The sequence below is a fragment of the Streptomyces sp. CB02400 genome (assembly GCF_001905725.1).
Taxonomy (GTDB): domain Bacteria; phylum Actinomycetota; class Actinomycetes; order Streptomycetales; family Streptomycetaceae; genus Streptomyces; species Streptomyces atrovirens.
Window position 1 is genome coordinate 330,180 of record NZ_LIWB01000006.1, and the last position, 18,187, is coordinate 348,366.

Sequence of the window (18,187 nt, forward strand, 5' to 3'; positions counted from 1 at the left end):
TCCGCCTGATGGACCGGCGGCCGGACACCCGGCCCGGACGTGGGAGGATCGGAGGTGGCGGACCGGGGCCGCGCACCCCGTCACGCCACAGCCGTACACGAGGACACGTGTACGCAGGGCAGTACCGGGGCGCGAGCATTGAGGAGCACCGTTGAGCAGGTTGCGCTGGCTGACCGCGGGGGAGTCGCACGGTCCCGCACTCGTGGCGACGCTGGAGGGCCTTCCCGCCGGCGTACCGATCACCACGGACATGGTGGCGGACCACCTCGCGAGGCGGCGGCTGGGCTACGGTCGCGGCGCCCGGATGAAGTTCGAGCGCGACGAGGTCACCTTCCTCGGCGGCGTCCGGCACGGTCTGACCCTCGGCTCCCCGGTCGCGGTCATGGTGGGCAACACCGAGTGGCCGAAGTGGGAGCAGGTCATGGCGGCCGACCCGGTCGACCCGGAAGTGCTGGCCGGCCTGGCGCGCAACGCCCCGCTGACCCGCCCCCGCCCCGGCCACGCCGACCTGGCCGGCATGCAGAAGTACGGCTTCGACGAGGCCCGGCCGATCCTGGAGCGCGCCTCCGCCCGTGAGACCGCCGCCCGCGTGGCGCTGGGCGCGGTGGCACGGTCGTACCTGAAGGAGACGGCCGGCATCGAGATCGTCAGCCACGTCGTCGAGCTGGCCGCGGCGAAGGCGCCGTACGGCGTCCACCCGACCCCCGCCGACGTGCAGCGGCTGGACGAGGACCCGGTGCGCTGCCTGGACGCGGACGCCTCGAAGGCGATGGTCGCGGAGATCGACCAGGCCCACAAGGACGGCGACACCCTCGGCGGCGTGGTCGAGGTGCTGGCGTACGGCGTCCCGGTCGGCCTCGGCTCCCACGTCCACTGGGACCGCCGTCTGGACGCACGCCTGGCCGCCGCCCTCATGGGCATCCAGGCGATCAAGGGCGTCGAGGTCGGCGACGGCTTCGACCTCGCCCGCGTCCCCGGCTCCAAGGCGCACGACGAGATCCTCGCCACCCCCGACGGCATCAAGCGCGCCTCGGGCCGCTCCGGCGGCACCGAGGGCGGACTGACCACCGGTGAGCTGCTGCGCGTACGCGCGGCGATGAAGCCCATCGCGACCGTGCCGCGCGCCCTGAAGACCGTGGACGTCGTCACCGGCGAGGAGACCGCCGCCCACCACCAGCGCTCCGACGTCTGCGCCGTGCCGGCCGCCGGCATCGTCGCCGAGGCCATGGTCGCCCTGGTCCTCGCGGACGCGGTCGCGGAGAAGTTCGGCGGCGACAGCGTCACCGAGACCCGCCGCAACGTGACGTCGTACCTCGAGAACCTGGCCATCCGATGAGCGCACCGGTCATCGTGCTGGTCGGCCCGATGGGCGTGGGCAAGTCCACCGTGGGACAGCTGCTCGCCGAGCGGCTGGGCGTCGCCTACCGCGACACCGACGACGACATCGTCACCGCCGAGGGCCGCACCATCGCCGACATCTTCGTCGACGAGGGCGAGCCCGCCTTCCGCGCCATCGAGAAGCGCGCGGTACGCGCGGCACTCACCGAGCACCAGGGTGTCCTGGCACTCGGCGGCGGTGCGATCCTCGACCCGGACACACGCGCACTGCTCGCCGGACAGCGGGTCGTCTACCTCTCGATGGACGTCGAGGAGGCCGTCAAACGCACCGGCCTCAACGCCGCCCGCCCGCTCCTCGCGGTCAACCCGCGCAAGCAGTGGCGCGAGCTGATGGAGGCCCGCCGGCACCTGTACGAGGAGGCCGCCACGGCCGTCGTACCGACCGACGGCCGCACGCCCGAGGAAGTCACCGAGGCGGCCCTGAACGCACTGGAGTTGAAGGACGCATGAGCAGCGAGGCAGTGACGCGGATCGCCATCGGCGGCACGGCGGGCACCGACCCGTACGAGGTCCTGGTGGGCCGTCAGCTCCTCGGCGAGCTGGGCGGATTGATCGGCACCCGGGCCAAGCGAGTCGCGATCGTGCACCCCGAAGCCCTCGCCGAGACCGGCGACGCGCTCCGCGCCGACCTGGCCGAGCAGGGCTACGAGGCGGTCGCCATCCAGGTGCCCAACGCGGAGGAGGCCAAGACCGCCGAGGTCGCCGCCTACTGCTGGAAGGCGCTGGGCCAGTCCGGCTTCACCCGCACCGACGTCATCGTCGGCGTGGGCGGCGGCGCCACGACGGACCTGGCCGGCTTCGTGGCCGCGACCTGGCTGCGCGGGGTCCGCTGGATCGCCGTCCCGACCACCGTCCTGGCCATGGTGGACGCGGCCGTGGGCGGCAAGACCGGCATCAACACCGCCGAGGGCAAGAACCTCGTCGGGGCCTTCCACCCGCCCGCCGGCGTCCTGTGCGACCTGGCCGCCCTGGACTCCCTCCCGGTCAACGACTACGTCTCCGGACTCGCCGAGGTCATCAAGGCCGGCTTCATCGCCGACCCGGTGATCCTGGACCTCATCGAGTCCGACCCCCAGGCCGCCCGCACCCCGTCCGGCCCGCACACCGCGGAACTGATCGAGCGCTCGATCCGGGTCAAGGCCGAGGTCGTCTCGTCCGACCTGAAGGAATCGGGTCTGCGCGAGATCCTGAACTACGGCCACACCCTCGGCCACGCCATCGAGAAGAACGAGCGCTACAAGTGGCGCCACGGTGCGGCGGTGTCCGTCGGCATGCACTTCGCCGCCGAACTGGGCCGCCTCGCGGGCCGCTTGGACGACGCCACCGCGGACCGCCACCGCACGGTCCTCGAATCGGTCGGACTTCCCCTGCACTACCGCTACGACCAGTGGCCCAAGCTGCTGGAGAACATGAAGGTCGACAAGAAGTCCCGCGGCGACCTGCTGCGCTTCATCGTCCTCGACGGCCTCGCCAAGCCCACGGTGTTCGAAGGCCCGGACCCGGCCGTCCTCCTCGCCGCGTACGGCGAGGTCGGGGAGTAGCCCGGGCACTCATCACCGCCCCCGGCCGTTCACACAACGACGGCAGGGGGCGGTACCGTTCGGTAGCACGCGGGTCACCCCCGCTGTCAGCGCCCCATCGCCTGTACGAGACGGAGTGGCACCGGATGCAGCACGCAGTGGGTTCTCCGCTGCCGCCGCCCCATCAGCCGGGGCACGGACCGGCCGTCGGCTGGTCACCGGCCGCACACCACCCGGGCCAGCACCCGGGAGCGCACCAGGGTCCCGCCCCCGTGCCCGTGCCTCCTCCGGCACCGGGCTACCCCGCGCCTCCGCCCGGCCCCACCCCGCCCCCCGCGGGCCCGCGGCACGCCTCGATGCCCCCGCCGCCGGACACCACCGGCCACGTGCCGCTGCCGCCCGGCGGCCCGGTCGCCATGCCCAGCCCGCCGCAGGCCCCCGCGGCACCCGACCCGGCCGGCACGATCATCGCCGTGCTGCTCATAGGCCCCGCGGGCGCCGGCAAGACGAGCGTGGCCAAGTACTGGGCGGACCACCGCCGGGTGCCGACCGCCCACATCAGCCTCGACGACGTACGCGAGTGGGTCCGCTCCGGGTTCGCCGACCCGCAGTCCGGGTGGAACGACCACTCGGAGGCGCAGTACCGCCTGGCCCGCCGCACCTGCGGCTTCGCCGCCCGCAACTTCCTCGCCAACGGCATCTCGTGCATCCTCGACGACGCCGTCTTCCCCGACCGGCCGGTCGTCGGCCTCGGCGGCTGGAAGCGGCACGTGGGCCCCGGCCTGCTCCCGGTGGTCCTCCTCCCCGGCCTGGACATCGTCCTGGAACGCAACGCGGAACGCTCCGGCAACCGCCGTCTCACCGACGAGGAGGTGGCCCGTATCCACGGCCGCATGGCCGGCTGGTACGGCTCGGGTCTCCCCATCATCGACAACTCCCAGCTGGACATACCGGAAACGGCCCGCATCCTGGACGACGTCCTGGCCCGCGCGATAGCGAGCCCTCCGCAGTGGTGAACGCGGGCCCCCTTGCCGCAGCAGCCGACCGGGGCGAGGTGTGGCTTGCCCGCGCTCGCGGGGTGCCGCCGCGCCGACCCGTGCCGCCCCAGCGGCCCGACTGCCCGCAGCTGGACCGGCGGAACTGCCCGCCAGCCGGTGGTGTCCGGGGCGGGGTGTGGCTTGCCCGCGTTTACGGGGTGCCGCCCCAGCGGCACGACTGCCCGCAGCTGGACCGGCGGAACTGCCCGTAGCTGGGTAGGGCGCTGCTGGGTAGGACACTGCTGGGTAGGACGCTCCCGCGGGCGCCGATGCACGGGAGTGGGGTGTGGTGGTGCGGTGGAGGCCGCCGCTTACCCGGTCCCCACCCCGGCTCACCGTGGCAGCACGGCACGGGCCCGACTGCGGCGGACTCACCGCACCACCACACCCCCGACCCCACGACGCACCCCCACTCGGCCCCGCTCGACCGGCGACATCCAGCCACCACTCCTACGCTCGAAGAATGTCAGAGGTCTACGCGGTCCGCCGCACCCGGCTACGGGAATGCTGCAACGCGGGCGGCAGCGCGGCGGCGCTGGTGTCCCGGCCCGCAAACGTGCGCTACCTCGCCGGCACCGCCCCCGAAGGCGCCGTGCTGCTGCTGGGCAGGACCGAGGACCTGCTGGTATGCGCAGGCCCACCCGACGACCGCTCCCCCCAGAACCACCCCGACGAATCCCTGCGCGTACACGTCGTCCCCGGCATCGGCGGCGACGCCGCCCTCGCCGCCGCCGACCTCGCCGTCGGCCAGGGCGTCGACTCCCTCGCCGTCGAGGAACACCACCTCACCGTGACCCGCCACCGCGCGATCCACGACACCGCCCCCCGCCTCCGCCTCGCCGGCATCGGCTGCGCCGTCGAACAGCTCCGCATCGTCAAGGACGAGGAAGAGATCTCCTGCCTCCGCATCGGCGCGGAGATCACCGACCAGGCCCTCGGCGAACTCCTGGAGTCCATCCTCGTAGGCCGCACCGAACGCCACCTCGCCCTCGAACTCGAGCGCCGCCTGGTCGACCACGGCGCCGACGGCCCCGCCTTCCCCACCTCCGTCGCCACCGGCCCGAACGCAGGCCGCCCCGGACACCGCCCCACCGACCGCCGCGTCGAGGAGGGCGACTTCCTCTCCGTCTGCCTCGGCGCCACCTACCGCGGCTACCGCTGCGAGATCGGCCGTACGTTCGTCATCGGCACGGCCCCGGCGGACTGGCAGATCGAGCTCTACGACCTCGTCTTCTCCGCCCAGAGAGCGGGACGCGAGTCCCTCGTCCCCGGCGCGGCCTGCCGCGACGTGGACCGAGCCGCCCGCCAGGTGCTGGACTCCGCCGGGTACGCCGAGGCCCTCCCCGTACTCACCGGCCACGGCGTCGGACTGGAAATCGACGAGGACCCTCAATTGACCCCCGCGGCCATGGGTAAACTGGACGCTTGTGTGCCGGTCACCGTCGAACCGGGGGTCCACCTCCCGGGCCGGGGCGGGGTCCGGATCGATGACACGCTCGTCGTACGCCCCGAGGCGGACGGCGGACCCGAGCTACTCACCATCACGACCAAGGAGCTGCTCGCGCTCTAGCCCCGCGTTGGGCGCAGGCGCACGCCCCGGCCGTCGTCCACGTCAGTCCAGTCCAGGAGATTCCGCAACCGTGGCTTCCACGAACGACCTCAAGAACGGCATGGTGCTCAAGCTCGAAGGCGGCCAGCTCTGGTCCGTCGTCGAGTTCCAGCACGTCAAGCCCGGCAAGGGCCCGGCCTTCGTGCGCACCAAGCTCAAGAACGTGCTCTCCGGCAAGGTCGTCGACAAGACCTTCAACGCCGGCGTCAAGGTCGAAACGGCCACCGTCGACAAGCGCGACATGCAGTTCTCCTACATGGACGGCGACTACTTCGTCTTCATGGACATGGAGACCTACGACCAGCTCATGGTCGACCGCAAGGCCGTCGGCGACGCCGCCAACTTCCTCGTCGAGGGCTTCACCGCCACCGTCGCGCAGCACGAGGGCGAGGTGCTCTTCGTCGAGCTCCCGGCCGCCGTCGAGCTGACGATCCAGGAGACCGAGCCGGGCGTCCAGGGCGACCGCTCCACCGGCGGCACCAAGCCGGCCACGCTGGAGACCGGTCACCAGATCCAGGTCCCGCTCTTCATCACCACCGGTGAGAAGATCAAGGTCGACACCCGCACCAGCGACTACCTCGGCCGGGTGAACAGCTAACCGTGGCTGCCCGCAACACGGCCCGCAAACGCGCCTTCCAGATCATCTTCGAGGGTGACCAGCGCGGCGCCGAGGTCCTGACCGTCCTCGCCGACTGGGTCCGGCACGCCCGGTCCGACACCCGGCAGCCGCCGGTGAGTGAGTACACGATGCAGCTCGTCGAGGGCTACGCGGAGCACGCGAAGCGCATCGACGAGCTGATCGCCCAGTACTCGGTCGGCTGGACGATCGACCGGATGCCGGTCGTCGACCGCAGCATTCTTCGTCTCGGCGCGTACGAGTTGATCTGGGTCGACGAGACGCCGGACGCGGTTGTGCTCGACGAGATGGTGCAGTTGGCGAAGGAGTTCTCGACGGACGAGTCGCCCTCCTTCGTGAACGGGCTCCTCGGTCGGCTCAAGGAACTGAAGCCGTCGCTTCGCCGCGAGGCGTAACCCGGCGTTCTTGTGCCTGTGCGCCGTAGGGGTGCGGCAATGCGGCGGCTGCGCGTCGTCTGTGGCTGATCGCGCCCGCGCGGCGCAGCCGCATGTCGATACGGCCCCGCGCCCCTTCGGGGGCGCTGCCCTCACGCGCGTACAACAAAGCCGCCGGGGTGGCCCGAACCCATGAGGTTCGGGCCACCCCGGCGGCACGTTTCTGCGTCCCCGCGGAGCGGTTACGCCTCCTCGTGGGAGGCCACCGCGCGGCGCGCGTCCGCGTCCAGGACGCCCCAGCTGATCAGCTGCTCGGTGAGGACCGAGGGCGACTGGTCGTAGATGACGGCGAGGGTGCGCAGGTCGTCCTGGCGGATCGAGAGCACCTTGCCGTTGTAGTCACCGCGCTGCGACTGGATCGTCGCCGCGTAGCGCTGCAGCGGGCCCGCCTTCTCGGCCGGCACCGTGGCCAGCCGCTCCAGGTCCAGGACCAGCTTCGGCGGCGGCTCGGCGGCGCCGCCCGGGGTCGTACCCGGCAGCAGCTCCTGCACCGGAACGCCGTAGAAGTCCGCCAGCTCCGCGAGGCGCTGCACGGTCACGGCGCGGTCGCCGCGCTCGTACGAACCGACCACGACCGCCTTCCAGCGGCCCTGGGACTTCTCCTCGACACCGTGGAGGGAAAGGCCCTGCTGGGTGCGGATCGCCCGGAGCTTGGCCCCGAGCTGTTTGGCGTATTCGCTGGACATATAGCTCCCCGGCACTGTGTCGACGCGACTCTGGCTGATTTCCATGCCGCGCGGCTGGTAACTCACTGTGAGGTTACGCAGCGTTACTCTCGTGCGTCAAGCCGAATGGTCCACACCGACTCTTCCGTGGTAGCGAAGATCGGTTACGCCATTGGGGTGATCGGGGGTGTCGCTCCGCGCGGATCCCGACCTGATAGCCTGAGCGACGCAATCCGACGTCCTTTAATGTCCGTCCCGTGAGGCGGAGAAGGAGGTCCGTTTCACATGGACAAGCAGAACACGCAGGACACGCAGTCCGATGCGCGGCCCGTTCTCGAGGGCCCCGACATCGCGCGGGTACTGACCCGCATCGCCCACGAGATCGTCGAACGCGCCAAGGGCGCCGACGACGTGGTGCTCCTCGGCATCCCGACCCGAGGCGTCTTCCTCGCCCAGCGGCTCGCCGCCAAGCTCGAGCAGATCACCGAGCGCAAGGTCCCGGTCGGCTCGCTGGACATCACCATGTACCGCGACGACCTGCGCATGCACCCGCCGCGTGCGCTGGCCCGCACCGAGATCCCCGGTGACGGCATCGACGGCCGACTGGTCGTCCTCGTCGACGACGTGCTCTTCTCAGGCCGCACCATCCGCGCCGCCCTCGACGCGCTGAACGACATCGGGCGCCCCCGCGCGGTGCAGCTCGCCGTCCTCGTCGACCGCGGCCACCGCGAACTGCCCATCCGCGCCGACTACGTCGGCAAGAACCTCCCCACGTCGCTGCGGGAGACGGTCAAGGTCCTGCTCGCCGAGGAGGACGGTCGTGACACCGTGCTGCTCGGCGCCAAGCAGACCGCCCAGTAGCACCGCGGAGCGCACGCCGACCGCGTGCGCCGGCCCGGCACGCCCACGCGCGTACCCGTCTGCCCGATTTCGCCTCATTGAACTGCCTTACGGAGCCTGACAGATGCAGCGTCATCTCATCTCGGCCGCCGACCTCACCCGCGACGACGCCGTCCTGATCCTCGACACCGCCGAGGAGATGGCCCGGGTCGCCGACCGGCCGATCAAGAAACTCCCGACCCTGCGCGGCCGGACCGTGGTCAACCTCTTCTTCGAGGACTCCACCCGCACCCGCATCTCCTTCGAGGCCGCCGAGAAGCGGCTCTCCGCGGACGTCATCAACTTCACCGCCAAGGGCTCCAGCGTCTCCAAGGGCGAGTCCCTGAAGGACACCGCCCAGACCCTGGAGGCCATGGGCGTCGACGCCGTGGTCATCCGGCACGGCGCCTCCGGAGCCCCGTACCGCCTGGCCACCTCCGGCTGGATCGACGCCGCCGTCATCAACGCGGGCGACGGCACCCACCAGCACCCCACCCAGGCCCTCCTCGACGCCTTCACCATGCGGCGCCGCCTGGTCGGCCGGGACGCCGGACTCGGACAGGACCTCTCGGGACGCCGCATCACGATCGTCGGCGACGTCCTGCACAGCAGGGTCGCCCGCTCCAACGTCGACCTGCTGCACACGCTCGGCGCCGAGGTCACCCTCGTCGCCCCGCCGACCCTGCTCCCGGTCGGCGTCGACACCTGGCCCTGCGAGGTGTCGTACGACCTCGACTCGACGCTGACCAAGTCCGACGCGGTCATGATGCTGCGCGTCCAGCGCGAGCGGATGAACGCCGCGTTCTTCCCCACCGAGCGGGAGTACTCGCGCCGCTACGGCCTCGACGGCGACCGCATGGCGCGGATGCCCGAGCACGCCATCGTGATGCACCCCGGCCCGATGGTCCGCGGCATGGAGATCACCGCCGACGTCGCGGACTCCGACCGCTGCACCGTGATCGAACAGGTCACCAACGGCGTCTCCATCCGGATGGCCGTCCTGTACCTGCTCCTGGGCGGCAACGAGCCCGCCGTCGCCCACCCGTCACCCACCACCACCCTGACAACGAGGCGCTCCGCGCCCACCTCTGAACTCCGCACCACCGAGGAGAAGTGAGAACGATGAGCAAGACCCTGATCCGCGGTGCGAAGGTGCTCGGCGGCGAGTCGCAGGACGTGCTGATCGACGGCGGGACCATCGCCGAGGTGGGGCCCGAGCTGTGGGACGCCGACGTCACCCGGGTCGTCGAGGCCACCGGCAAGATCCTGCTGCCCGGCCTGGTCGACCTGCACACCCACCTGCGCGAGCCCGGCCGCGAGGACTCCGAGACCGTCCTGACCGGCACCCGCGCGGCGGCGAGCGGCGGCTACACCAGCGTCTTCGCCATGGCCAACACCTTCCCGGTCGCCGACACCGCCGGCGTCGTCGAGCAGGTCTGGCGGCTCGGCCAGGAGTCCGGCTACTGCGACGTGCAGCCCATCGGCGCCGTCACCGTCGGCCTGGAGGGGCAGAAGCTCGCCGAGCTGGGCGCCATGCACGAGTCCGCGGCCGGCGTCACCGTCTTCTCCGACGACGGCAAGTGCGTCCACGACGCCGTGATCATGCGCCGCGCCCTGGAGTACGTGAAGGCCTTCGGCGGCGTCGTCGCCCAGCACGCGCAGGAGCCCCGCCTCACCGAGGGCGCCGAGATGAACGAGGGCGTCGTCTCCGCCGAGCTGGGCCTCGGCGGCTGGCCCGCCGTCGCCGAGGAGTCGATCATCGCGCGGGACGTGCTGCTCGCCGAGCACGTCGGCTCCCGCGTCCACATCTGCCACCTGTCGACCGCCGGATCCGTCGAGATCGTCCGCTGGGCCAAGTCCCGCGGCATCCGCGTCACCGCCGAGGTCACCCCGCACCACCTCCTCCTCACCGACGAGCTGGTCCGGTCGTACAACCCGGTCTACAAGGTCAACCCGCCGCTGCGCACCGAGCGCGACGTGATGGCGCTGCGCGAGGCGCTCGCCGACGGCACGATCGACATCGTCGCCACCGACCACGCCCCGCACCCGCAGGAGGACAAGGACTGCGAGTGGGCCGCCGCCGCCATGGGCATGGTCGGCCTGGAGACCGCGTTGTCAGTGGTGCAGGAGACCATGGTCGACACGGGTCTGCTGGACTGGGCCGGCGTCGCCGACCGCATGTCCTTCACGCCCGCGCGCATCGGACAGGCCGAGGGCCACGGCCGTCCCGTCTCGGCAGGTGAGCCCGCCAACCTCACCCTCGTCGACTCGGCATACCGTGGCCCTGTGGACCCCGCGGGCTTCGCCTCGCGCAGCCGCAACACCCCGTACGAGGGCCGCGAGCTGCCGGGCCGTGTCACGCACACCTGGCTCCGGGGCAAGGCCACGCTCGTCGACGGGAAGCTCACGTGACACCTGTACTCCTGCTGGCCGCCGAGAAGGAATCGGCGGAAGTGACCGACTGGGCCGCCCGGATCGGCTGGGTCGTCGGACTCGCCCTCTTCGTGGCGCTCGTCTACTGGCTGATGCGCGAGGGCTGGAAGTGGCGGGGCACGCTCCAGGGCGACCTGCCCGAGCTGCCCGCCGTGCCGGACGACCCCGGCCCGGCGAAACTGACGATGAGCGGCCGCTACCACGGCTCCACCACCGCCGGTCAGTGGCTCGACCGCATCGTGGCGCACGGCCTGGGCACCCGCAGCCGGGCCGAGCTCACGCTGACGGACGCCGGACTGGACGTCGTACGCCCCGGGGCGAACGACTTCTTCGTCCCGGCCCACGCGCTGCGCGGGGCACGGCTCGACAAGGGCATCGCCGGCAAGGTCCTCACCGAGGGCGGCCTGCTGATCGTGACCTGGGCGCACGGCGAGCGGCAGATCGACTCCGGCTTCCGCTCCGACCACGCGGCCGAGCACAACCAATGGACCGAGGCATTGAACCAGATGATCAACAAGACGGAAGGCGCACGATGACAACCTCCACCAGGGGAACCACCAAGGTTCCCGCCGTACTCGTCCTGGAGGACGGCCGGATCTTCCGCGGCCGTGCCTACGGGGCGGTGGGGGAGACCTTCGGCGAAGCGGTGTTCTCCACCGGCATGACCGGCTACCAGGAGACCCTCACCGACCCGTCGTACCACCGCCAGGTCGTGGTGATGACCGCCCCGCACGTCGGCAACACCGGCGTCAACGACGAGGACGCCGAGTCCCGGCGGATCTGGGTCTCCGGCTACGTCGTACGCGACCCCGCGCGCACGCCCTCCAACTGGCGCTCCCGGCGCTCGCTGGACGAGGAGCTCGCCGCGCAGGGCGTCGTCGGCATCAGCGGCATCGACACCCGCGCGCTCACCCGCCACCTGCGCGAGCGCGGCGCCATGCGCGTCGGCATCTTCAGCGGCGACGCCGTGCGCGACGACGCCGCGCTGCTGGCCCGCGTCCAGGAGGCGCCCCAGATGAAGGGCGCCGACCTGTCCGCCGAGGTCGCCACCACCGAGCCGTACGTCGTCCCCGCGATCGGCGACAAGAAGTTCACCGTCGCCGCCGTCGACCTCGGCATCAAGGGCATGACCCCGCAGCGCATGGCCGAGCGCGGCATCGAGGTGCACGTCCTGCCGGCCACCGCGACCGTGGACGACGTCTACGCGGTGAACCCGGACGGCGTGTTCTTCTCCAACGGCCCCGGCGACCCCGCCACCGCCGACCACCCCGTCTCCGTGATGCGGGGCGTCCTGGAGCGCGGCACCCCGCTCTTCGGCATCTGCTTCGGCAACCAGATCCTGGGCCGCGCCCTCGGCTTCGGCACCTTCAAGCTGAAGTACGGCCACCGCGGCATCAACCAGCCGGTGCAGGACCGTACGACCGGCAAGGTCGAGGTCACCGCGCACAACCACGGCTTCGCCGTCGACGCCCCGCTGGACAAGGTCTCCGAGACCCCGTTCGGCCGTGCCGAGGTGTCCCACGTCTGCCTGAACGACAACGTGGTGGAGGGCCTCCAGCTGCTCGACCGCCCGGCCTTCAGCGTCCAGTACCACCCCGAAGCGGCAGCGGGCCCGCACGACGCCGCCTACCTGTTCGACCGCTTCGTTTCCCTGATGGAGGGCCAGCGTGCCTAAGCGCACCGATATCCAGTCCGTCCTGGTCATCGGCTCCGGCCCGATCGTCATCGGCCAGGCCGCCGAGTTCGACTACTCCGGCACCCAGGCGTGCCGCGTCCTCAAGGCCGAGGGCCTGCGGGTCGTCCTCGTCAACTCCAACCCGGCGACGATCATGACCGACCCGGAGATCGCCGACGCCACCTACGTCGAGCCGATCACCCCCGAGTTCGTCGAGAAGATCATCGCCAAGGAGCAGCCCGACGCGCTGCTGCCCACCCTGGGCGGCCAGACGGCCCTCAACACCGCCATCTCGCTGCACGACAACGGCGTCCTGGAGAAGTACGGCGTCGAGCTGATCGGCGCCAATGTCGAGGCCATCAACAAGGGCGAGGACCGCGACCTGTTCAAGGAGGTCGTCGAGGAGGTCCGCAAGAAGATCGGGCACGGCGAGTCCGCCCGCTCGGTGATCTGCCACTCCATGGACGACGTCCTCGCCGGTGTCGACACGCTCGGTGGCTACCCGGTCGTCGTCCGCCCCTCCTTCACCATGGGCGGCGCCGGTTCCGGCTTCGCCCACGACGAGGAGGAGCTGCGCCGCATCGCAGGGCAGGGCCTCACCCTCTCGCCGACCACCGAGGTGCTCCTGGAGGAGTCCATCCTCGGCTGGAAGGAGTACGAGCTGGAGCTGATGCGCGACAAGAACGACAACGTCGTGGTCGTCTGCTCCATCGAGAACTTCGACCCCATGGGCGTGCACACCGGTGACTCGATCACCGTCGCGCCCGCGATGACGCTGACCGACCGCGAGTACCAGGTGCTGCGCGACGTCGGTATCGCGATCATCCGCGAGGTCGGCGTCGACACCGGCGGCTGCAACATCCAGTTCGCGGTGAACCCGGTCGACGGCCGCGTCATCGTCATCGAGATGAACCCGCGCGTGTCGCGTTCGTCCGCGCTGGCCTCCAAGGCGACCGGCTTCCCCATCGCCAAGATCGCCGCGAAGCTCGCCGTCGGCTACACCCTCGACGAGATCCCGAACGACATCACCCAGGAGACCCCGGCCTCCTTCGAGCCGACGCTCGACTACGTGGTCGTCAAGGCTCCCCGGTTCGCCTTCGAGAAGTTCCCGAGCGCCGACTCCACCCTCACCACCACCATGAAGTCGGTCGGCGAGGCCATGGCCATCGGCCGCAACTTCACCGAGGCCTTCCAGAAGGCGCTGCGCTCGCTGGAGAAGAAGGGCAGCCAGTTCACCTTCGTCGGCGAGCCCGGCGACAAGAAGGCGCTGCTGGAGGAGGCCGTCCGGCCCACCGACGGCCGCATCAACGCCGTCATGCAGGCCATCCGCGCGGGCGCCACGCCCGAGGAGGTCTTCGAGTACACGAAGATCGACCCCTGGTTCGTCGACCAGCTCTTCCTCATCAAGGAGACCGCCGACGAGCTGGCCGCCGCCCCCGAGCTGACCGCCGACCTGCTCGCCGAGGCCAAGCGGCACGGCTTCTCCGACCAGCAGATCGCCGAGATCCGGGGCCTGCGCGAGGACGTCGTCCGCGAGGTGCGGCACGCGCTCGGCGTCCGCCCGGTCTACAAGACGGTCGACACCTGCGCCGCCGAGTTCGCCGCGAAGACGCCGTACTTCTACTCCTCCTACGACGAGGAGACCGAGGTCGCGCCCCGCGAGAAGCCCGCGGTGATCATCCTGGGCTCCGGCCCGAACCGGATCGGCCAGGGCATCGAGTTCGACTACTCCTGCGTCCACGCCTCCTTCGCGCTGAGCGACGCCGGCTACGAGACCGTGATGGTCAACTGCAACCCGGAGACCGTCTCCACCGACTACGACACCTCCGACCGGCTCTACTTCGAGCCGCTCACCCTGGAGGACGTCCTGGAGATCGTCCACGCCGAGCAGCAGGCCGGACCGGTCGCGGGCGTCGTCGTCCAGCTCGGCGGCCAGACCCCGCTCGGCCTGTCACAGGCGCTGAAGGACAACGGCGTGCCGATCGTCGGCACCTCCCCGGAGGCCATCCACGCCGCCGAGGACCGCGGCGCCTTCGGCCGGGTCCTCAAGGAGGCCGGACTGCCGGCCCCCAAGCACGGCACCGCCACCACCTTCGCCGAGGCCAAGGCCATCGCCGACGAGATCGGCTACCCGGTCCTCGTCCGCCCGTCCTACGTGCTCGGCGGACGCGGCATGGAGATCGTCTACGACGAGACCCGGCTGGAGTCCTACATCGCCGAGTCGACCGAGATCAGCCCCTCCCGGCCGGTGCTCGTCGACCGCTTCCTCGACGACGCCATAGAGATCGACGTGGACGCCCTGTACGACGGCGAGGAGCTCTACCTCGGCGGCGTCATGGAGCACATCGAGGAGGCCGGCATCCACTCCGGCGACTCGGCGTGCGCCCTGCCCCCGATCACGCTCGGCGGCTTCGACATCAAGCGGCTGCGCGCCTCCACGGAGGCCATCGCGCGCGGTGTCGGCGTGCGCGGTCTGATCAACATCCAGTTCGCGCTGGCCGGGGACATCCTGTACGTCCTGGAGGCCAACCCGCGCGCCTCGCGCACCGTCCCCTTCACCTCGAAGGCGACCGCGGTGCCGCTGGCGAAGGCCGCCGCGCGGATCTCGCTGGGCGCGACCGTCGCCGAGCTGCGCGCCGAGGGCCTGCTCCCGGCGAACGGCGACGGCGGCGAGCTGCCGCTGGACGCGCCGATCTCCGTCAAGGAGGCCGTGATGCCGTGGTCCCGCTTCCGGGACATCCACGGCCGCGGTGTCGACACCGTCCTCGGCCCGGAGATGCGCTCCACCGGCGAGGTCATGGGCATCGACTCCGTCTTCGGCACGGCGTACGCCAAGTCGCAGGCGGGTGCGTACGGCCCGCTGCCGACCAAGGGACGCGCGTTCATCTCGGTCGCCAACCGCGACAAGCGCTCGATGATCTTCCCGGCCCGCGAGCTGGTCGCCCACGGCTTCGAGCTGATGGCCACCTCCGGCACCGCCGAGGTCCTCAGGCGCAACGGCATCAACGCCACGGTCGTGCGCAAGCAGTCCGAGGGCACCGGCCCGAACGGCGAGAAGACCATCGTCCAGCTCATCCACGACGGCGAGGTCGACCTCATCGTCAACACCCCGTACGGCACCGGCGGCCGCCTCGACGGCTACGACATCCGTACGGCGGCGGTGGCCCGGTCCGTGCCGTGCCTGACGACGGTCCAGGCGCTCGCCGCCGCGGTCCAGGGCATCGACGCGCTCAACCGCGGCGACGTGGGCGTCCGCTCACTCCAGGAACACGCGGAACATCTGACCGCGGCCCGCGACTAGCAGCCCCCAGGGGGACACCGGAAACGGTGTCCCCCTCTTCATGAGGACACCATGTACAAGATTCTCTTCACTCTGCTCTTCAAGCGGATGGACCCGGAGCAGGCCCACCACCTGGCCTTCCGCTGGATCCGTCTCGTCGCGCGCGTCCCCGGCTTGCGCACCTTCGTCGCCGCCGTGCTCGCCCCCCGCCACAAGGAGCTGCGCACCGAGGCCCTCGGGCTGCGTCTGCACAGCCCCTTCGGCCTCGCCGCCGGCTTCGACAAGAACGCCGTCGGGATCGACGGCATGGCGATGCTCGGCTTCGACCACGTCGAGATCGGCACGGTGACCGGGGAACCGCAGCCCGGCAACCCCAGGAAGCGGCTGTTCCGCCTGGTCGCCGACCGGGCCCTGATCAACCGCATGGGCTTCAACAACGAGGGCTCGCTCGCCGTCGCCGCGCGCCTGGCCTCCCGTACGCCCGTCTTCAGGACGGTCGTCGGCGTCAACATCGGCAAGACCAAGGTCGTACCGGAGGACGAGGCCGTCGCCGACTACGTGAAGTCCGCCGAGCGGCTGGCGCCGTACGCCGACTACCTGGTCGTCAACGTCTCCTCCCCGAACACCCCGGGACTGCGCGACCTGCAGGCCGTGGACCACCTGCGCCCGCTGCTCGCCGCCGTCCGCGAGGCCGCCGACCGTACGGTGCCCGCCCGCCGGGTGCCGCTGCTGGTGAAGATCGCCCCCGACCTCGCCGACGAGGACGTCGACGCGGTCGCCGACCTCGCCGTGGAACTCGGCCTGGACGGCATCATCGCCACCAACACCACCATCGCCCGCGAGGGACTCGGCCTGACGTCCTCGCCCGCCCTCGTCCAGGAGACCGGCGGCCTCTCCGGCGCCCCCCTCAAGGCACGCTCCCTGGAGGTGCTGCGCCGCCTCTACGCGCGCGTGGGCGACCGGATCACCCTGGTCGGCGTCGGCGGCGTGGAGAACGCCGAGGACGCCTGGCAGCGCATCCTGGCCGGTGCCACGCTGGTCCAGGGGTACAGCGCGTTCATCTACGAAGGCCCCTTCTGGGGCCGCGCCATGCACAAGGGGCTCGCCGCGCGGCTGCGCACCAGCCCGTACGCCACGCTCGCCGACGCGGTGGGCGCCGACGTGAGGACGACGGTATGACCGGTCTGGAACCCTTCGGCGCGCGGCTGCGCCGCGCGATGGACGAGCGCGGCCCGCTGTGCGTGGGCATCGACCCGCACGCCTCCCTGCTCGTCGAGTGGGGCCTGAACGACGACGTGACGGGTTTGGAGCGGTTCAGCCGCACGGTGGTCGAGGCGGTCGCCGACCGGGTCGCCGTGCTCAAGCCGCAGAGCGCCTTCTTCGAGCGCTTCGGCTCGCGCGGTGTCGCCGTCCTGGAGCAGACGGTCCAGGAGGCGCGGGCGGCCGGCGCGCTGGTCGTCATGGACGCCAAGCGCGGCGACATCGGCTCCACCATGGCCGCCTACGCCGAGTCCTTCCTGCACAAGGACGCGCCCCTGTTCTCCGACGCGCTCACCGTCTCGCCGTACCTCGGCTACGGCTCGCTCAGCCCGGCCGTCGCGCTGGCCCGGGAGACCGGCACCGGGCTGTTCGTGCTGGCGCTGACGTCCAACCCGGAGGGCGGCGAGGTCCAGCACGCGATCCGTGCCGACGGGCGCACCGTCGGGGCGACCGTGCTCGGGCACCTGGCCGTCGAGAACGCCGGCGAGGAGCCGCTCGGGTCCTTCGGCGCGGTGGTCGGCGCGACGCTCGGCGACCTCTCCTCGTACGACCTGGACATGGGCGGGCCGATCCTCGCGCCCGGTATCGGCGCGCAGGGGGCCACGGCGGCCGATCTCCCGGCGGTCTTCGGCGGCGCGGTGCGCAACGTGGTGCCGAACGTCAGCCGGGGAGTGTTGCGCCACGGTCCCGACACGGTCGCTCTGCGTGACGCCGCGGAGCGGTTCGCGGAGGAGATCAGGGCCGCCGTGGCGCCGGCCTGAACCGGCCGACGAGGGAATCCGTGGTCGTCGGACTCTGGATACATCCTCAAATCCAGGGGATTATGTCTTAAATGTCCGGCCTGACGGAGGCTGACCAGGACTTTTCCGCAGTTCTCGCTGACTCCGGCGGAGTTGGCCGCTAGTCTCCGACGGAGAGTGAACGGGCGACGGTGTCGCTCGTGACTCCCCAGGTGTGGGGCGACTAGGTTCCTCACCGGTCCGTATCCGACAGTTCGACATCCGAGGTGACGTAGGCGTGGCTCTTCCGCCCCTTACCCCTGAACAGCGCGCAGCCGCGCTCGAAAAGGCCGCCGCGGCTCGCCGGGAGCGGGCCGAGGTCAAGAATCGACTCAAGCACTCCGGCGCCTCCCTTCACGAGGTCATCAAGCAGGGCCAGGAGAACGACGTCATCGGCAAGATGAAGGTCTCCGCCCTGCTGGAGTCCCTGCCGGGCGTGGGCAAGGTCCGCGCCAAGCAGATCATGGAGCGACTGGGCATCTCCGAGAGCCGCCGCGTGCGTGGTCTCGGGTCCAACCAGATCGCCTCCCTGGAGCGCGAGTTCGGCAGCACCGGCTCCTGAGCGCGGGGCAGTCCGGGAC

Annotated in this window: 17 protein-coding genes; 16 read left to right on the top strand and 1 reads right to left on the bottom strand. The window is 71.2% G+C overall.

All coding sequences use genetic code 11. From position 1 onward, the window contains the following. Positions 1-151: 151 nt before the first annotated feature. From aroC to nusB, 7 genes are all read left to right on the top strand, one after another. Complete coding sequence (gene aroC, locus AMK33_RS17680) at positions 152-1,336, top strand: chorismate synthase (RefSeq protein ID WP_073933783.1); 1,185 nt, start codon at positions 152-154, stop codon at positions 1,334-1,336. Further along, positions 1,333-1,848, top strand: a complete 516-nt coding sequence (locus AMK33_RS17685) for a shikimate kinase (RefSeq protein ID WP_073933784.1) — start codon at positions 1,333-1,335, stop codon at positions 1,846-1,848. The genes aroC and AMK33_RS17685 overlap by 4 nt, the downstream gene beginning before the upstream one ends. Next, positions 1,845-2,939: a 3-dehydroquinate synthase gene (gene aroB / locus AMK33_RS17690; protein ID WP_073933785.1), complete on the top strand. Its 1,095-nt coding sequence runs from the start codon at positions 1,845-1,847 to the stop codon at positions 2,937-2,939. The genes AMK33_RS17685 and aroB overlap by 4 nt, the downstream gene beginning before the upstream one ends. Before the next feature lie 125 nt (positions 2,940-3,064). Continuing rightward, positions 3,065-3,934 (top strand): Pro-rich N-terminal domain-containing protein, encoded by an 870-nt coding sequence (locus AMK33_RS17695; RefSeq protein WP_073933786.1) that lies wholly within the window; start codon positions 3,065-3,067, stop codon positions 3,932-3,934. Between the two features lie 484 nt (positions 3,935-4,418). Continuing rightward, positions 4,419-5,525 (top strand): aminopeptidase P family protein, encoded by a 1,107-nt coding sequence (locus tag AMK33_RS17700; RefSeq protein ID WP_073933787.1) that lies wholly within the window; start codon positions 4,419-4,421, stop codon positions 5,523-5,525. Positions 5,526-5,595: 70 nt separating this feature from the next. Next, positions 5,596-6,162, top strand: a complete 567-nt coding sequence (gene efp / locus AMK33_RS17705) for an elongation factor P (protein WP_006131211.1) — start codon at positions 5,596-5,598, stop codon at positions 6,160-6,162. Between the two features lie 2 nt (positions 6,163-6,164). Continuing rightward, on the top strand, positions 6,165-6,596 hold the full coding sequence (gene nusB, locus AMK33_RS17710) for a transcription antitermination factor NusB (protein ID WP_073933788.1): 432 nt from the start codon (positions 6,165-6,167) through the stop codon (positions 6,594-6,596). A 221-nt stretch (positions 6,597-6,817) separates the two neighbouring features. Here nusB and bldD read toward each other — a convergent pair whose 3' ends face one another. Next, entirely contained in the window at positions 6,818-7,321 is a 504-nt protein-coding gene (gene bldD, locus AMK33_RS17715) for a transcriptional regulator BldD (protein ID WP_018570201.1), read from the bottom strand. 264 nt (positions 7,322-7,585) lie between these two features. Here bldD and pyrR point away from each other — a divergent pair, with 264 nt between their 5' ends. From pyrR to AMK33_RS17760, 9 genes are all read left to right on the top strand, one after another. Beyond that, a complete protein-coding gene (gene pyrR, locus AMK33_RS17720) occupies positions 7,586-8,161 on the top strand; it encodes a bifunctional pyr operon transcriptional regulator/uracil phosphoribosyltransferase PyrR (protein ID WP_073933789.1) in 576 nt (191 codons plus the stop codon). Positions 8,162-8,264: 103 nt separating this feature from the next. Then, positions 8,265-9,296: an aspartate carbamoyltransferase catalytic subunit gene (locus AMK33_RS17725; protein WP_073933790.1), complete on the top strand. Its 1,032-nt coding sequence runs from the start codon at positions 8,265-8,267 to the stop codon at positions 9,294-9,296. A 5-nt stretch (positions 9,297-9,301) separates the two neighbouring features. Further along, positions 9,302-10,591, top strand: a complete 1,290-nt coding sequence (locus AMK33_RS17730; RefSeq protein ID WP_073933791.1) for a dihydroorotase — start codon at positions 9,302-9,304, stop codon at positions 10,589-10,591. Further along, on the top strand, positions 10,588-11,148 hold the full coding sequence (locus AMK33_RS17735; RefSeq protein ID WP_073933792.1) for a PH-like domain-containing protein: 561 nt from the start codon (positions 10,588-10,590) through the stop codon (positions 11,146-11,148). The genes AMK33_RS17730 and AMK33_RS17735 overlap by 4 nt, the downstream gene beginning before the upstream one ends. Beyond that, complete coding sequence (carA, locus tag AMK33_RS17740; protein WP_073933793.1) at positions 11,145-12,287, top strand: glutamine-hydrolyzing carbamoyl-phosphate synthase small subunit; 1,143 nt, start codon at positions 11,145-11,147, stop codon at positions 12,285-12,287. Before AMK33_RS17735 ends, carA begins: the two co-directional genes overlap by 4 nt. Next, positions 12,280-15,588: a carbamoyl-phosphate synthase large subunit gene (carB, locus tag AMK33_RS17745; RefSeq protein ID WP_073933794.1), complete on the top strand. Its 3,309-nt coding sequence runs from the start codon at positions 12,280-12,282 to the stop codon at positions 15,586-15,588. The genes carA and carB overlap by 8 nt, the downstream gene beginning before the upstream one ends. 51 nt (positions 15,589-15,639) lie before the next feature. Then, entirely contained in the window at positions 15,640-16,746 is a 1,107-nt protein-coding gene (locus tag AMK33_RS17750) for a quinone-dependent dihydroorotate dehydrogenase (protein WP_073933795.1), read from the top strand. After that, positions 16,743-17,588 (top strand): orotidine-5'-phosphate decarboxylase, encoded by an 846-nt coding sequence (pyrF, locus tag AMK33_RS17755; RefSeq protein WP_073933796.1) that lies wholly within the window; start codon positions 16,743-16,745, stop codon positions 17,586-17,588. The genes AMK33_RS17750 and pyrF overlap by 4 nt, the downstream gene beginning before the upstream one ends. Positions 17,589-17,844: 256 nt before the next feature. Then, a complete protein-coding gene (locus AMK33_RS17760; RefSeq protein WP_003977346.1) occupies positions 17,845-18,168 on the top strand; it encodes an integration host factor in 324 nt (107 codons plus the stop codon). Positions 18,169-18,187: the final 19 nt, after the last annotated feature.

Bases quoted from the DNA above. Each gene is read 5' to 3' on its own strand.
- AMK33_RS17700 (WP_073933787.1), top strand. From the start codon at position 4,419: ATGTCAGAGGTCTACGCGGTCCGCCGCACCCGGCTACGGGAATGCTGC.
- AMK33_RS17730 (WP_073933791.1), top strand. From the start codon at position 9,302: ATGAGCAAGACCCTGATCCGCGGTGCGAAGGTGCTCGGCGGCGAGTCG.
- AMK33_RS17750 (WP_073933795.1), top strand. From the start codon at position 15,640: ATGTACAAGATTCTCTTCACTCTGCTCTTCAAGCGGATGGACCCGGAG.
- AMK33_RS17725 (WP_073933790.1), top strand. From the start codon at position 8,265: ATGCAGCGTCATCTCATCTCGGCCGCCGACCTCACCCGCGACGACGCC.
- aroB (WP_073933785.1), top strand. From the start codon at position 1,845: ATGAGCAGCGAGGCAGTGACGCGGATCGCCATCGGCGGCACGGCGGGC.
- AMK33_RS17695 (WP_073933786.1), top strand. From the start codon at position 3,065: ATGCAGCACGCAGTGGGTTCTCCGCTGCCGCCGCCCCATCAGCCGGGG.
- pyrR (WP_073933789.1), top strand. From the start codon at position 7,586: ATGGACAAGCAGAACACGCAGGACACGCAGTCCGATGCGCGGCCCGTT.
- AMK33_RS17685 (WP_073933784.1), top strand. From the start codon at position 1,333: ATGAGCGCACCGGTCATCGTGCTGGTCGGCCCGATGGGCGTGGGCAAG.
- pyrF (WP_073933796.1), top strand. From the start codon at position 16,743: ATGACCGGTCTGGAACCCTTCGGCGCGCGGCTGCGCCGCGCGATGGAC.
- carA (WP_073933793.1), top strand. From the start codon at position 11,145: ATGACAACCTCCACCAGGGGAACCACCAAGGTTCCCGCCGTACTCGTC.
- bldD (WP_018570201.1), bottom strand. From the start codon at position 7,321: ATGTCCAGCGAATACGCCAAACAGCTCGGGGCCAAGCTCCGGGCGATC.